The organism is Maricaulis sp., from assembly GCF_017642925.1.
Taxonomy (GTDB): Bacteria; Pseudomonadota; Alphaproteobacteria; order Caulobacterales; family Maricaulaceae; genus Maricaulis.
The window spans coordinates 135,979-149,427 of record NZ_JAEPOL010000007.1 but is presented as its reverse complement, the minus strand read 5'-3'; the positions used below and the strand labels follow the sequence as shown (position 1 = coordinate 149,427).

Genomic DNA, 13,449 nt, shown 5'->3' with positions numbered 1-13,449 from the left:
CGCCCTTGGGGAGAAAAGGACAGGATCATGACATCACGCGTTTGGGCAGTTCTCGCTGTCGGTCTGGCACTGACAGCGTGCGAGGGGGCCGATCGATACGAAAACGACGGCTATGCCGTCAGTGAACTGGGCTTGTACGACGAGGACGCCATCACCGTTTCCGGCAACCGGATCACCCGCGAGCGCGCAGCACCACCGCCCGCCATGATGGAGGCCGAGCCCCAGCCTGCCGGCGGCGGTGCAGATGCGATTACCGAGCGCCTGATCGCCTATCGCTACAACTACCAGCTGGAGACCCCGCGCGAGGCGACCGAGCCGCTGATCGAGGCGCATCGCCAGGCCTGTCTCGATGCCGGACCAGCAGCCTGCCAGGTCGTCAATGCCAATATCTATGCCCAGGGCGATCGCGGCTCGGCGGGCTCGCTCTCCCTGCGGGCCGTGCCGGACTGGATCGAGGATTTCCGCGACGGGCTGGCCGGCGAGATCGACGCCGCCGGCGGCCGCATCATGCACCAGTCCCAGTCGGCCGACGATCTGACCGCCTCGATCTATGACGCCGAAGCGCGTCTGACCGCCAAACGCACCCTGCGCACCCGCCTCACCGCCCTCCTGGAACGTCCCGGCGCCAGCGTGGAGGAACTCGTCAGTGTCGAGCGCGAACTGGCTCGTCTGCAGGGCGAGATCGAGGGTGCCGAGGCGCAATTGCGTGTCATGCGGGGCCGCGTCTCCATGTCGGACCTGACGCTGAACTACACCTCACTCATCGAGCCGGTCAGCCGCGGCGCCTTCGAGCCGCTGGGCCGGGCGCTGCGCAATCTGGCCGGCAACTTTGCCTCGGGCCTGGCCAATGTCATCACCTTCATCGCCTCGGCCCTGCCCTGGCTGATCGTGATCGTGCCGGTCTTCTGGCTGCTGGGCCGCTGGCTGCGCAGCCTGTGGCGCAAGCGCAAGGCCGAACAGGCGGCAGGCTAGCTAGGAGGGACACGTACCGGAGGTACATGTCCCTCGCCCTCCCCGCATCCCTTACGCTGCGAGGTGAAGAACCACTTCGCGGCGGTGGGGGCGGTGACGGTGTTCGAACAGATAGATCCCCTGCCATGTACCCAGCAGCAGGCGGCCATCCTCGACCGGGATGCCCAGCGAGGTCTGGGTCAGCGCGGCCTTGATATGGGCCGGCATGTCGTCCGGCCCTTCCGTGGTGTGCCACAGCCAGGACATGGACGGATCGTCGGCATCGGGCACCAGCCGCCGGAAGAATTCGGCGAGGTCGCGCTGCACGTCGCTGTCTGCGTTTTCCTGGATCACCAGCGAGCAGGAAGTATGCCGAACATAGGCCGTCAACACCCCTTCCGCGGGATTTACTTTGCGTACGAAATTATCGACCTCGCCGGAGAATTCGTAGAGGCCGGGACCGGTGGTGGGAATGGCGATGCGGTGCAGGGGCATGGCCTGTTTGTCGCGCGCTCACGCCACAAGAGCAAGCCCGCCCCCGGCACCAGTCTTCAATGTGCGGCCCTGAAGTCCGCCACCGCCGCATCGAGCGCTGCATCCGACGTGTCTGTCCGGACGTCCGGCATGATCCCCGTCGCCTCCCAGCCCTCGCCTGTGCGCGGATCGAAAGTACGGCCGATCGGCAGGAACATCCGCATGCCGCTGTCCAGCTCGACCGTTGCGCCGAAATGTCCACCACCGCCTGTGGGGATGCCGGCCAGTGTCGCACGGCCCGTCGCACGCATGCCGAAGCTGAAGGATTCAGCGGCCGAGAACGTGCCATTGTCGACCAGGATGTAGAGCGCGGCCGCGGGCTGGCGCGGTCCGGGGACGGTATCCAGCGTCCAGCGCTCGCGCGGCTCGCCATCGCCGATCTGCGAACTCACCAGATGGGTCGGCTGATCGAAGAAATAGGTCGAGAGATGGCGCACCGCCATCTCGTCACCACCGCAATTGGCGCGCAGATCGAGAATGATCGCATCCGCCCCGTCCAGCGTCTCCATCGCGGCATCGAAACCGGCCAGATACTCCGGCTCGGACCGGAAGCGCGGAAACTGGATATAGCCGATATCCGGCGCCAGCCAGCGGTGCTCGATCGAGGCCGTGCGGCAATGCTCGATCTGTTCGCGGGACATCGGCGCTCGCGACGGTGCGGCACGGCTGCCCTGGGTCCACAGGCGTAAATGGTGGTCCTGAGCGATATCGTAGAGATCTCCCGTCAGCGCTTGCGCAAGCGCGTCCAGATCGGCGGCCTGATCGTATTCGCCGCCATTCTCGCGAAGATGGCGCGCCATGGCCGCACCGGTCTGCGCGTAGATGTAATCGTCTTCCAGATAGACCGCGACTTCCTCGAGCGCCGCAGACCAGCGATACGCAACAGGCTCCTCCGCCTGCGCCGCCGCCACCTGAACGCTCGCAGTGCTCACTGCCAGCAAAACTGCCCGGATATCCGGCATCACATGTCCTCCCTCAGCCTGTGTCCATTTGGCAGACGGACACCCGTCCGGGCAGTGACGGCGGACTTACGGATTGGAGAGGTCGGGCTATTCCCGGCAGTTATTCATCCACGGCATGAGCGGCAGCCCAGGCGATCGCCATGGGCGACAGGGCCTCAGGGCTTTCCTCGCGATTGGTCAGCACGATCACAGACAGGCAGGTCGACAGATCGCGCATACAGGCGGAACAGGACTAGAGACGCCGGAATTGCTCCTCTGCCCCTGCAGCCAAGTCAGCGCGCCTCCCGGCCGTGCCACACGCGAAGGATCACGATCTCTTCCGCATTCTCAAAGATGGCATAGCGGACGATATAGCCGGCCTGTCCGAAGGGGATGAAGAGTTCGCGGATATTCCCGGACGATGTTCGCCCCAGTCGCGGGAAGGTCGACAGGTTTTCGATCGCCGACACGATCACTGCCGCCACTCGCGGGGCCGCGGGTGCGGCCTGGTCGGAGAGGAAGGTCCTCAGGCGCGCTATATCCTGCAGCGCGGCCCCTGAGACCCTGACCTTCAAAGCTTGCGAGCCTTCGGAGCAGGGTCTTCAGACGGACGCCCCCAGCTCTCCATCCAGTCCCGGACATCGCTCCAGTCAGCACCGCTGCGCACCTCGCGGAAGGCCAGCAGTCTGCGCTCATCCTCGGCCAGCACTTCCGGCGACCAGGGTCCTGTTCCGGCCGCCCGCTGCTCAGCCAGGTCTGCCGGCAAACCTGCTTCGCTGGCGGCCAGGTCAGCCAATAGCTCTGCCACGGTGAGATTGCGTGCCGCGGCTCGGGCCTCGAGCAGCGCCGCCGTCGTCTCATCGACCTCAATCGCACGGAGTTTGGCGTTCATCGCTAAACTCTAGGGCCGAAGTCCCGGGAAGTCGATTGGACAGGCCGGCGCCAACAAAAAAAGCCGGCCCGAAGGCCGGCTTTTCGTTGAGCGTGTTGCGTCCGGATCCCGGAACGGGTCCGGGATGATCCGCCTTCGGCGGATCAATTGTCCAGGAAGCTGCGGAGTTTGCGCGAACGGCTCGGATGCTTGAGCTTGCGCAAGGCCTTGGCCTCGATCTGGCGGATCCGTTCGCGGGTCACCGAGAATTGCTGTCCGACTTCTTCCAGCGTGTGGTCGGTGTTCATGCCGATGCCGAAACGCATGCGCAGCACGCGCTCCTCACGCGGGGTGAGCGAGGCGAGCACGCGGGTCGTGGTTTCGCGCAGATTGGCCTGGATGGCGGCATCGATCGGCAGGACGGCATTCTTGTCCTCGATGAAATCGCCCAGATGGCTGTCTTCCTCATCGCCGATCGGCGTTTCCAGGGAGATCGGCTCCTTGGCGATCTTCATCACCTTGCGCACTTTTTCCAGCGGCATGGCGAGCTTTTCGGCCAGTTCTTCCGGGGTCGGCTCGCGGCCGATCTCGTGCAGCATCTGGCGCGAGGTGCGGACGATCTTGTTGATCGTCTCGATCATGTGCACCGGGATACGGATGGTGCGCGCCTGGTCGGCGATCGAGCGGGTGATCGCCTGCCGGATCCACCAGGTGGCATAGGTCGAGAACTTGTAGCCGCGGCGGTATTCGAATTTGTCGACAGCCTTCATCAGACCGATATTGCCTTCCTGGATCAGATCCAGGAATTGCAGGCCGCGATTGGTGTATTTCTTGGCGATGGAGATCACCAGGCGCAGGTTCGCCTCGACCATCTCCTTCTTGGCCACGCGGGCCTCGCGCTCGCCCTTCTGAACGGTGCGCACGATGCGGCGCAGATCCTCGATCGGCACGCCGGCGCGCTGGGTCAGATCGGCCAGCTCATCACGGATCTTGCCCGCATCGGTCGCTTCGCGATCGATGAAGCGGTCCCAGGCCTTGGACGTGCCGCCCATGGAGCCCGGCCAGTCCGGATTGAGCTCATTGCCGAAATAGCTGTCCATGAACTGCGCGCGCGGCACGCCATGGGCGTCGGCCATGCGCAAGAGCTTGCCTTCCAGCGACATGCGTTCCTTGTTGATCGCATAGAGCTGTTCGACCAGAGCCTCGATACGCGCATTGTTGAGGTGCATCGTATTGAGCTGGGTGACGATGGAGTTCTGCAGCCCCTCGTATTTTTCCCGGCTCTGCTTGGTCAGGTCCTTGCCCTCGATACGGGCGGCAACCAGCTTGTCCTGCAGCTTGCGGAAAGCGGCGAAGTCGGACGCGATCGAGTCCAGCGTCTCCATGACGCCGTCGCGCAGCTCGGCTTCCATCGCCGACAGGGAGAGCGAGGCACCGTCGTCCTCGTCATCATCATCCTCGTCGTCATCGCCGGAGCCTTCAGAGTCCTCGTCGTCCTCATCCTCGTCGTCATCGTCGCGGGAGGACTTCTTGGCAGACGTCTCGTCTTCGTCGCCGGACTTGTCCTGCGGGTCGGCCGGCGCTGCCGCGGGGGCTGCGCCCTCGGCTTCGCCCTCACCGTCCTCGCCCTCTTCACCCTCGGCCTGCTGGCCGCCATAGGTGGCGTCGAGGTCGATGATGTCGCGCAGCAGGACCTGGCCTTCCTGCAGCTCGTCGCGCCAGACCATGATGGCTTCGAAGGTCAGCGGGCTTTCGCACAGGCCGCGGATCATCGCATTGCGGCCGGCCTCGATGCGCTTCGCGATCGCGATCTCGCCCTCGCGGGAGAGAAGCTCGACCGAGCCCATCTCGCGCAGATACATGCGCACGGGGTCGTCGGTACGGTCGGCGGACGAGCCGGTATTCTGGCCCACCACGGCGGCCTTGCCGCTGGCGGCCGCGACGGAGCGGCTGTCGCTCTCGTCCTCGTCATCGTCGCTGTCATCGTCATCGCCGGAGGCATTCGCCTTGGCGTTGTCGCCGTCATCGTCGACGTCGGTCTCGCTGTCGACGACATTGATGCCCATCTCGGACAGCTGCGCGAGCACGTCCTCGATCTGCTCGGAGGAAAATTCCTCGCTCGGCAGAACGGCGTTCAGCTCGTCATGGGTCACATAACCGCGCTTCTTCGCGGTTTTGATCATGTTCTTGACCGACTGGTCCGTCAGGTCCAGAAGCGGACCGTCCTGGGGTTCCGATGCGTCGTTGGCTTCGGCCGTTTTGCTCATTTATTCGTCCCTTGTCGCGCTGCCCAGTGCGCACAATTGGAATGTGTTCCGTGTCAGGACGGTTCCGATCGCGAGGTTTCCCGGCGCCAGGCCTCGACCAGCCGCCGCACACTCTCGGAATCGTCCCTGCCAATTTCTTCGTTCAGCCGTGCGCGTATCTCGTCGCGCCGGCGCTGTGCCTCGCTTCGTTCCATATAGGCTGCTGCCAGGCGCGTCCAAGCCTGTGTTCGTGCCTTGAAGGACGCCTCCGTTCCGCCCAGTGCCGCCTGCATGGGGCCGCGCTCTCCGTCCAACCGCTTCATCGTTGCCGCATATCCGGCTTCGGCCAATCTGGCCCTAAGCGTGTCGGTTTGCACAGACTGCCCAGAAGAGCAGGCGTCTAAAACGGCGTCGCGCAGTGAGTCAAGCGAACCGAGGCGCAAAAGCGCCAATGTCTCCACCTGGTCGACCGCGATATCGGGGTAATCGATCGCGGCGAGAAGCAGGTGACGCGCCAGATGATCGGCCGGTTGCCGGCCTGCAGCCTGCGTCTTGCGTTTCAGTTCGGCGCTGGCCCGCATGGGCGGCATTTTCCGCCCGTAAGCTCCGGAGGTCCGCCGCGTCTGCTGCGGCCGGCCGCCGAACAGCGCGTCCATGCGCTGGTCGAACTCACGCCGGTATTCTTCGCGTATATCGGTATCGGCGATCTGGGAAACAAGCCCCCGGATCCGCCTGCGGAAGCCGGCCCGGCGATCCGGATCGTCGAGCGGTTCGGCATGAACCTCGCGCTCCCACAGGAGATCGGCCAGCGAACGGGTCTCGGTGAACACCGCGCGCAGCGCATTGGCGCCCTCCTCGCGCAGGAGATCGTCCGGATCCTTGCCCTCAGGCATGAAGGCAAAGCGCAGCGTCTTGCCCGGCTGCAGCAGCGGCAGCGCCCGGTCGGCCGCCTTGAAGGCCGCCCCACGGCCGGCACTGTCGCCGTCCAGGCACATCACCGGCTCGCCACCGGCGCGCCACAAGAGCTGGATCTGGTCCTCGGTGACGGCCGTGCCCAGCGGGGCCACGCCATGGTCCAGCCCGGCGCGCGCCAGGGCGATCACGTCGAGATAGCCTTCTGCTACGATCAGGCCGCGGATCGTCTGCTTGGGATCGGAGGCCGCCTTGCGCGCTTCGGGATAGCGATAGAGCACCGAACCCTTGTGGAAGATCGGCGTCTCGGGCGAGTTGAGATACTTCGCCCGCGCGTCCTTGTTCAGCGCCCGGCCGCCAAAGGCGACCAGCCGGCCGCGCGGATCGTGGATCGGGAACATGATGCGGTCGCGGAACCGGTCATAGGGCGAACCGTGATCGGGCTGGATCAGCAGGCCGCACTCGACCAGGTCCTCGACCGGCGCCCCGGCCGTCACCAGCTCGTCCTTCAGCGCCGTCCGCCCGTCAGGGGCGAAGCCGATACCGAAACGCACACAGTCCTGACCGGTCAGGCCGCGCCCCTTGAGATAGGTCCGCGCCGCCTCGCCTTCCGGCTGGCGCAGGGCCCGCAGATAAAAAGCCTGGGCCACCTCCATCCATTCCACGAGGGATTTGCGGTGGACGGTCTTCTCGTGAGCTTCCGGATCCGGCTCTGGCAGGCGCAGCCCGGCCTCGCCGGCCAGCCGCTCCGCCGCCTCCATGAAGGAGAGGCCTTCCATTTCCTCGAGCCAGGTGAAGACGTCGCCATGCTTGCCACTGGCAAAGCAATGGTAGAAGCGCTTGTCGTCATTGACGAAAAACGACGGCGTACGTTCTTTCTTGAAGGGCGACAGGCCGACGAATTCGCGGCCCTGGCGTTTCAGCTGCACGGTGCGGCCGATCAGGTCCGACGGGCGGACCCGCGCCTTGATCTCGTCGATGAAATCCTCACCCAGCCGCATCTGAAAGCGTTTGCCTCACCCGTCCGTTGTCACAGCCGGACATGATGCGCCCGAAAGCTTCCGGCGTCACTCTTCGTTTCATCGAAATTCTACCCAAGCTTGCATTTTCAGCAATAAACACGCATATTCGAGCAACTTGATATTTACTCACTCCGGGTCTAACTAGGAGGTGCGGTTGAGAGATTTGCCTTAGCAGATCGTTGCAGCGCTTGCTGCGCTCGGCCGCCTTTTTCTTCATATGCACATATTATATCTGGATGATTCAGGGTCGGTCGGTAATCCGAGCGACACTCACATCATTCTGGCCGGGCTGACCGTCTTCGAGCGGATGCCTCACTGGCTCTCGCAGCGACTGGATATGCTGGCAGAGCGCATTTGGCCCGACTCCCCTCAGTCAATTGAATTTCGAGGGACAGACATACTCAGCGGAAAGCGACACTGGCGAGGGATCAACAAAGAACCTCGCATTAGCGCCTACAAGGACGCCCTGAACATATTGGGATCGTCAAATAACGTCCGCATTTTTGCCGCGGCGATACACAAAGCCGCAGTCTCGCCGGACGACCCCATGGAATTTGCCTTTGAACATATGTGCAACCGTTTTGACAGGTATCTGGGTCGGCTGCACAAAAAAGGGGATACACAACGCGGACTTATAGTTCTTGATAAGTCTTCATACGAAACATCCCTGCAATCTCTGGCGCGGGACTTTCGATCCATAGGACACAAGTGGGGACAACTCTACAACTTGTGTGACGTTCCTATGTTCGTAGATAGCAAATCTACACGGATGATCCAGTTTGCCGATTTGATCGCGCACGCGATGCGGCGCTACTACGAGAATGGCGAGTCCCAGTACTTCGATTGTATTTCAGGTAAATTTGACGCTGAGGGCGGTGTGGTACACGGTCTGGTGCACCACACCCCCAAAGACGCCGTATGTAACTGCCATGCGTGCAGGCAAAGATGAACTCAGGCCGCGCCGGCGAGCAGCGTCTTCACCTTGGCGCCCGCCTGGCCGAAATCCATGCGGCCGGCATAGCGGGTCTTCAGCTCGCCCATCACACGGCCCATATCCTTCAGGCCGGAGGCATCGAGTTCGCTGACGACGATCTGGGCCGCGTGCTCGATTTCGGTGCTGTCCATCGGCTTGGGCAGGAATTCGCGGACAATCTCCGCTTCGCCGCGCTCGGCCTCGGCGAGATCCAGGCGGCCGGCCTTTTCATAGGTCTCGGCGCTTTCGTCGCGCTGCTTGGCCAGCTTTTGCAGGATGGCCATGATTTCCGTGTCCTCGCAGCCGGCGCAGCGGTCTTCCGCGCGCGCCGCGATGTCACGGTCCTTGATCGCCGCAGAGATCAGGCGGAGCGTCGACAGACGCGTCTTGTCGCCAGCCTTGAGGGCGGATTTCAGTTCGTCGGTGATACGGTCACGAAGAGACATGATGTAACTGGTCCATTCTGGGTGCCCTTTGGCAACCCGTCACGAAATCTCCGGTGTGAAAAAGTGTTCGCGCGCCTCCGGGAAGCGCCATTTGTTTCGAGCGTCCGGGTCCGTTGTCCGCAGATGCGTTCCTGACTGTCTGCTCATCCTCGGCCTTGCAGCCTCTGAAACAAGGGCCGGGGGAATATGCCCTCGCCGCATAATAATCAACCCCTCATCGACCCGCAGTCATAAAGATTGATCGATCCGGCCGGGAACCGGACTTGCGGTATTGACCCGGCGGAGCGAAGAGACTAGCGAAGCGCCCGTTTATCCGGACGTCAGGATGCAGCCGATTCCCCGGCCGCCCGACCCGCGTCCCCGCAAGGCAGGAGAGCCCCATGTCGCAGCCCGATCCGACGCAGGCCACAGGCGCTATCGCCCTTGCAGACGGACAGGTCTTCCTGGGCCACGGGACCGGCGCAAGCGGAACCGCGATCGGCGAGCTGTGCTTCAACACGGCGATGACCGGCCACCAGGAAATCCTGGCCGACCCGTCCTATGCCGGACAGGTCGTCTGCTTCACCTTCCCGCATGTCGGCAATGTCGGCGCCAATGCGGAAGACGAGGAAGCCGCCAGCGATCCGGCCCGCAAGGCCGCCGTCGGCATGGTGTCCCGCGCTGCGATCACCCCGCCGGCCAACTGGCGCGCCGAGACCTCTTTCGAGGAATGGCTGCGCACGCGCGGCATCGTCTCGGTGACCGGGATCGACACGCGCGCCCTCACCCGCCGCATCCGCGAGAAGGGCATGGCCATGTGCGCCATCGCCCATGATCCCTCCGGCAATATCGATATCGAGGCGCTCAAGGCCGCTGCTGCTGCCGCGCCGACCATGGAAGGCCGCGAGCTTGCCGCCGACGTCACCCGCGAAGCCGCCGGCGAGTGGAGCGAAGGCAATTGGGTACTCGGCGAGGGCTATGCCGCCGGACCGGAAGACGGTCCGCGCGTCGTGGTGCTCGACTATGGCGTGAAGGCCAACATCCTGCGCCTGCTCACCGGCGCGGGCGCCCGCGTCACGGTGCTGCCGGGCAAGGCGGGCATCGACGAGGTGAAAGCCCTCAATCCCGATGGTGTGGTCTTTTCCAACGGTCCGGGCGACCCGGCGGAGACGGGCAAGTATGCCCTGCCGACCATCAAGGCCGTCATCGAGGCCGGCATCCCGGCCCTGGGCATCTGCCTGGGCCACCAGATGCTGGCGCTCGCGCTCGGTGCCAAGACCGCAAAAATGCCCCAGGGCCATCACGGCGCCAATCACCCGGTGAAGAACCACGAGACCGGCCAGGTGGAGATTGTCTCCATGAATCACGGTTTCGCGGTCGATGGTTCGACCCTGCCGTCCAACGCGGTTGAAACCCATGTCTCGCTGTTCGACGGTTCCAATTCCGGCTTCAAGCTGACCGACAAGCCCGTCTGGGCCGTTCAGCACCACCCGGAAGCCAGCCCGGGCCCGCAAGACAGTTTCGGCGTGTTCGACCGGTTTGTCGGCGAGCTGAAGGCAAAGGCTGAAGCCTGAGCCTTCTCCCCACGACCGGGTGAAGGCGCCACCGCGTGCAAGGCGGCGGAGCGCTCACCCCGGCGAAGTTCGAAAATTCCCCCGGTCATATTCCTGACCCCGACCACAACCCGTCATCCTGACGAAAGTCAGGATCCAGGTCTCAGGACGCTTTTGCGCCAAGTCTGGCTCAATCCAGGTTTTCGAACTGGGCCCTGACCTTCGCCAGGGTGACGGCGGCGTAGGGAAGCGAGCAAACAGCATCGACGCCGCCGGCTGAGCGCAGGTTCAAAAAGGGCTGGCTGCCCGGCGCGCATCACAGCATCATCCTGTGATGCTCAACCGACGTACACTTCTCGCTGCCTCCGTTGCTGCAGGTCTGACCGGCTGCAGCCGCTCGGCACCGCCGGACGGGCTGCTGCGCGTCGCGACGACGAACCTGCCCGACAGTCTCGACCCGGCGCGGGGCGAATTCGCCTCGGCGGCCCTTGCCTACAAGCAGCTGCACGCCGGACTGACCGAGTATGCGCCGGACGGCTCCGTCGCGCCGGGGCTGGCGGAAAGCTGGACCTTCCGCGAAGACGGGCGGCTCTGGTATTTCCATCTGCGCGACGGGCTGACCTGGTCGGACGGGCATCCGCTGACTGCCGAGGATGTCGTCTGGTCGGCCCGGCGTCTGGTCGATCCCGCCCAGAGTTTTGCCCGGCTGGGCGACTTCTTCGCCATCGAAAACGCCCGCGCGGTGCTGGCCGGCGAGATGCCGCCCGAGGCGATGGGGGTCACCGCGCTGAACGAACGGAGCGTCGAGTTCCGTCTCACCGATCCGCTGGGCCTGCTGCCCGTCCTGATGCGTGAATTCTATCCCTTCCCGCGCCACGTCATCGAACGCCATGGCGCCGACTGGGTGCGGCCGGAAAACCTGGTCACGGCCGGCGCCTACACGCTGACCGGCGAAAGCCAGCTGCATCTCGCCCTCGCCCGCAACCCCGCCTATTACGACGCCGCGCGGGTGGCGATCCCGGCCATCCGGCTGGATGCGGTGCAGGATGCCGCCACACGGGTGCGCCTGTTCCGGGCCGGCGATTACGACCTGGCCGACCAGCCGCCGGCCAACCAGATCGGCTTCCTGCGCGACCGGCTGGGCGAACGTTTCCGCAGTTTCGACGCACCGATCCTGCGCTATCTCAAGCTCAATCACGCCCGCGCACCGCTGGCCGCGGCCGAAACGCGCCGCGCCTTGTCCGGGGCGATCGATCGCGGCTTCATCGCCGAGGAATTCTTTGCCGGCACGGCCAGTCCGACGCGCCATGTCGTGCCGGTGATCGATCCGGAAGCCGGAGCCGCGGGCGCAAGCCCGGCGCTGGAGATCGGCCGACCGCTGCAGATCCGCACCACGCCGGGCGACAATGAGCGCATCGCCCTTGCCGTGGCGGACGACTGGCAGCGCGCCGGTGTGGAGACCGAGATCTTCGTGACCTATGCCACCGATCTCTACCAGGCCGTCGATGCCGGCGATTACGATGTCGCCGTCGCCAGCTTCAATCGCGGCCTGAAGGCCGATCCCTTCTTCATGCTGGACCCGTTCGCGCCCGGCGGGTTTGCCGACAATTTCAACTGGCAGGACTCGGCGTTCGCCGACGCCATGGCCCGCGCCCGGCGCGAGACCGACCCGGCCGCCCGCGCCCTCGCCTACCAGCAGGCCGAAGCGCGCCTGTTCGAGGAGACCGCCATCATCCCGCTGCTGCACGAACGCGCGCACTGGATGGTGTCGGACCGGGTCGCAGGAACCCGCAGCGACATCCAGCCCATGCTGTGGCGGGAATTGTCACTGCTTGCGCCGGAACTCGAATAGATCGCCCGGCTGGCAGTCGAGGGCGTCGCACAGGGCGATCAGGGTGGAGAAGCGCACGCCCTTGATCTTGCCCGTCTTGATCATCGACAGGGCCTGTTCGCTGACACCGATCCGGTCGGCCAGGTCCTTCGAGCGGATCTTGCGGCGCGCCAGCCAGACATCGAGATGGACGATGATCTCGCCGGGCAGGGTCTCGTCCTCATCGCTCACAGGATCAGCTCCAGCTCCTCCTGCTTGCGGCGGCCCTCTGCCAGGATATGCGCCACCAGGAAGAAGAGCAGCGCCAGGCCGATGGCCTGGACATCGCGCGAGGAGAAGGCGATTTCCAGCGCGTTCGGCACATGCGGGTTGGCGACCGAGAGATAGACGCCCATCACCGTATGACCGACGGGCGACCACAGCGCATTCACCAGGCTTGCCAGGGCGAACTGCCGGAAGCCCGTCACGGCTTCGGCCGAGAAATACCGCCCCTGCGCACACTCGGTGAACAGGCCGCGCAAGCCCCACAGCCCGTACAGCGTGATCACGACCGGGACGGTGGCAATGCCCGCAGCACCGAGGCGTACAGGCAGGATGAACCAGTCCAGCGACGGCCCGCCCAGCCCGTTGCCGGGCACCGGCCGCTCCAGCATGCCGGACAGGTCGGGCAGCATCCATGCCCCCCAGACCACCAGCGGCTGCAGGGCCATGAGCACCAGCGTGGCGATGGCGAGAAAGCGGCTCAGCCCGCGGATACGGGCATCATTGCGGTGTGCGGCGGGCGCATTATCGGTCACGAACTGCATCCTGAATTAAAGTTTCACTTGAATTTTTTCCGATATTAGTTGAATCGTCAGATATCGGCAATCGGGAGCACCACCGTATCAACCCATACCCCCAGCCGTTGCGGTTCGTGCCTGACTGACCGGGTCTCGCCTTCTCTCACACACCAGAGCCCGGCCGGACCAGTTTCTCCCGATTGCCGATACCCGCCGGCCGCGGCGGTTGTCCGCCCCAAAATGCGGGCTATTTCATATTTAATTCAGTCCGTTACCACCTAACGCACCGAATCCCTCAGTTTCCCCCTCGCCTTCGCTCCGATTCCGCGTTAGGTACCCGCTTCAGCACCAAAACCGACGCGCCTGCACGGCATCCCGACCGGGAACGCCGCGACGGGCGCGCGCGCACGA

General features: G+C 64.5%; 13 protein-coding genes. 4 read left to right on the top strand and 9 right to left on the bottom strand.

The window, feature by feature from the left end; all coding sequences use genetic code 11:
• Window positions 1–27: 27 nt before the first annotated feature.
• A complete protein-coding gene (locus JJ918_RS07785; RefSeq protein ID WP_291885464.1) occupies window positions 28–972 on the top strand; it encodes a DUF4349 domain-containing protein in 945 nt (314 codons plus the stop codon).
• Window positions 973–1,023: 51 nt separating this feature from the next.
• Here JJ918_RS07785 and JJ918_RS07780 read toward each other — a convergent pair whose 3' ends face one another.
• The 6 genes from JJ918_RS07780 to dnaG form a co-directional block, all read right to left on the bottom strand.
• Window positions 1,024–1,446: a secondary thiamine-phosphate synthase enzyme YjbQ gene (locus JJ918_RS07780; RefSeq protein ID WP_291885461.1), complete on the bottom strand. Its 423-nt coding sequence runs from the start codon at window positions 1,444–1,446 to the stop codon at window positions 1,024–1,026.
• Between the two features lie 56 nt (window positions 1,447–1,502).
• On the bottom strand, window positions 1,503–2,447 hold the full coding sequence (locus JJ918_RS07775) for a S41 family peptidase (RefSeq protein WP_291885458.1): 945 nt from the start codon (window positions 2,445–2,447) through the stop codon (window positions 1,503–1,505).
• Between the two features lie 272 nt (window positions 2,448–2,719).
• Complete coding sequence (locus tag JJ918_RS07770) at window positions 2,720–3,001, bottom strand: type II toxin-antitoxin system RelE/ParE family toxin (protein ID WP_291885455.1); 282 nt, start codon at window positions 2,999–3,001, stop codon at window positions 2,720–2,722.
• Window positions 2,998–3,318 (bottom strand): hypothetical protein, encoded by a 321-nt coding sequence (locus JJ918_RS07765; RefSeq protein WP_291885452.1) that lies wholly within the window; start codon window positions 3,316–3,318, stop codon window positions 2,998–3,000. The genes JJ918_RS07770 and JJ918_RS07765 overlap by 4 nt, the downstream gene beginning before the upstream one ends.
• Before the next feature lie 143 nt (window positions 3,319–3,461).
• Window positions 3,462–5,564, bottom strand: a complete 2,103-nt coding sequence (rpoD, locus tag JJ918_RS07760; RefSeq protein ID WP_291885450.1) for an RNA polymerase sigma factor RpoD — start codon at window positions 5,562–5,564, stop codon at window positions 3,462–3,464.
• A gap of 53 nt (window positions 5,565–5,617) precedes the next feature.
• Window positions 5,618–7,456 (bottom strand): DNA primase, encoded by a 1,839-nt coding sequence (gene dnaG, locus JJ918_RS07755; protein ID WP_291885447.1) that lies wholly within the window; start codon window positions 7,454–7,456, stop codon window positions 5,618–5,620.
• Window positions 7,457–7,694: 238 nt separating this feature from the next.
• Between dnaG and JJ918_RS17240 the strand changes: the two genes are divergently transcribed.
• Entirely contained in the window at window positions 7,695–8,426 is a 732-nt protein-coding gene (locus JJ918_RS17240; protein ID WP_367277666.1) for a DUF3800 domain-containing protein, read from the top strand.
• A gap of 2 nt (window positions 8,427–8,428) precedes the next feature.
• Here the strand turns inward: JJ918_RS17240 and JJ918_RS07750 are convergent, their stop codons facing one another.
• On the bottom strand, window positions 8,429–8,896 hold the full coding sequence (locus JJ918_RS07750; RefSeq protein WP_291885446.1) for a GatB/YqeY domain-containing protein: 468 nt from the start codon (window positions 8,894–8,896) through the stop codon (window positions 8,429–8,431).
• A gap of 380 nt (window positions 8,897–9,276) precedes the next feature.
• Between JJ918_RS07750 and carA the strand changes: the two genes are divergently transcribed.
• Both carA and JJ918_RS07740 read left to right on the top strand, forming a co-directional pair.
• Window positions 9,277–10,449 carry a glutamine-hydrolyzing carbamoyl-phosphate synthase small subunit gene (carA, locus tag JJ918_RS07745; protein WP_291885443.1) on the top strand — a complete coding sequence of 391 codons (1,173 nt, stop codon included), beginning with the start codon at window positions 9,277–9,279 and terminating at the stop codon, window positions 10,447–10,449.
• Between the two features lie 313 nt (window positions 10,450–10,762).
• On the top strand, window positions 10,763–12,280 hold the full coding sequence (locus tag JJ918_RS07740; protein ID WP_291885440.1) for a peptide ABC transporter substrate-binding protein: 1,518 nt from the start codon (window positions 10,763–10,765) through the stop codon (window positions 12,278–12,280).
• Here JJ918_RS07740 and JJ918_RS07735 read toward each other — a convergent pair.
• Both JJ918_RS07735 and JJ918_RS07730 read right to left on the bottom strand, forming a co-directional pair.
• Window positions 12,254–12,490, bottom strand: a complete 237-nt coding sequence (locus JJ918_RS07735; RefSeq protein WP_291885437.1) for a helix-turn-helix transcriptional regulator — start codon at window positions 12,488–12,490, stop codon at window positions 12,254–12,256. The two genes, JJ918_RS07740 and JJ918_RS07735, sit on opposite strands and share 27 nt — an antisense overlap.
• On the bottom strand, window positions 12,487–13,056 hold the full coding sequence (locus JJ918_RS07730; protein ID WP_291885434.1) for a DUF2975 domain-containing protein: 570 nt from the start codon (window positions 13,054–13,056) through the stop codon (window positions 12,487–12,489). The genes JJ918_RS07735 and JJ918_RS07730 overlap by 4 nt, the downstream gene beginning before the upstream one ends.
• Window positions 13,057–13,449 lie beyond the last annotated feature (393 nt).

Excerpts from the sequence above, each read along its gene's own strand:
- JJ918_RS07785 (WP_291885464.1), top strand. The coding sequence starts at position 28 with ATGACATCACGCGTTTGGGCAGTTCTCGCTGTCGGTCTGGCACTGACA.
- JJ918_RS07780 (WP_291885461.1), bottom strand. The coding sequence starts at position 1,446 with ATGCCCCTGCACCGCATCGCCATTCCCACCACCGGTCCCGGCCTCTAC.
- JJ918_RS07775 (WP_291885458.1), bottom strand. The coding sequence starts at position 2,447 with ATGCCGGATATCCGGGCAGTTTTGCTGGCAGTGAGCACTGCGAGCGTT.
- JJ918_RS07765 (WP_291885452.1), bottom strand. The coding sequence starts at position 3,318 with ATGAACGCCAAACTCCGTGCGATTGAGGTCGATGAGACGACGGCGGCG.
- rpoD (WP_291885450.1), bottom strand. The coding sequence starts at position 5,564 with ATGAGCAAAACGGCCGAAGCCAACGACGCATCGGAACCCCAGGACGGT.
- dnaG (WP_291885447.1), bottom strand. The coding sequence starts at position 7,456 with ATGCGGCTGGGTGAGGATTTCATCGACGAGATCAAGGCGCGGGTCCGC.
- JJ918_RS17240 (WP_367277666.1), top strand. The coding sequence starts at position 7,695 with ATGCACATATTATATCTGGATGATTCAGGGTCGGTCGGTAATCCGAGC.
- JJ918_RS07750 (WP_291885446.1), bottom strand. The coding sequence starts at position 8,896 with ATGTCTCTTCGTGACCGTATCACCGACGAACTGAAATCCGCCCTCAAG.
- carA (WP_291885443.1), top strand. The coding sequence starts at position 9,277 with ATGTCGCAGCCCGATCCGACGCAGGCCACAGGCGCTATCGCCCTTGCA.
- JJ918_RS07740 (WP_291885440.1), top strand. The coding sequence starts at position 10,763 with ATGCTCAACCGACGTACACTTCTCGCTGCCTCCGTTGCTGCAGGTCTG.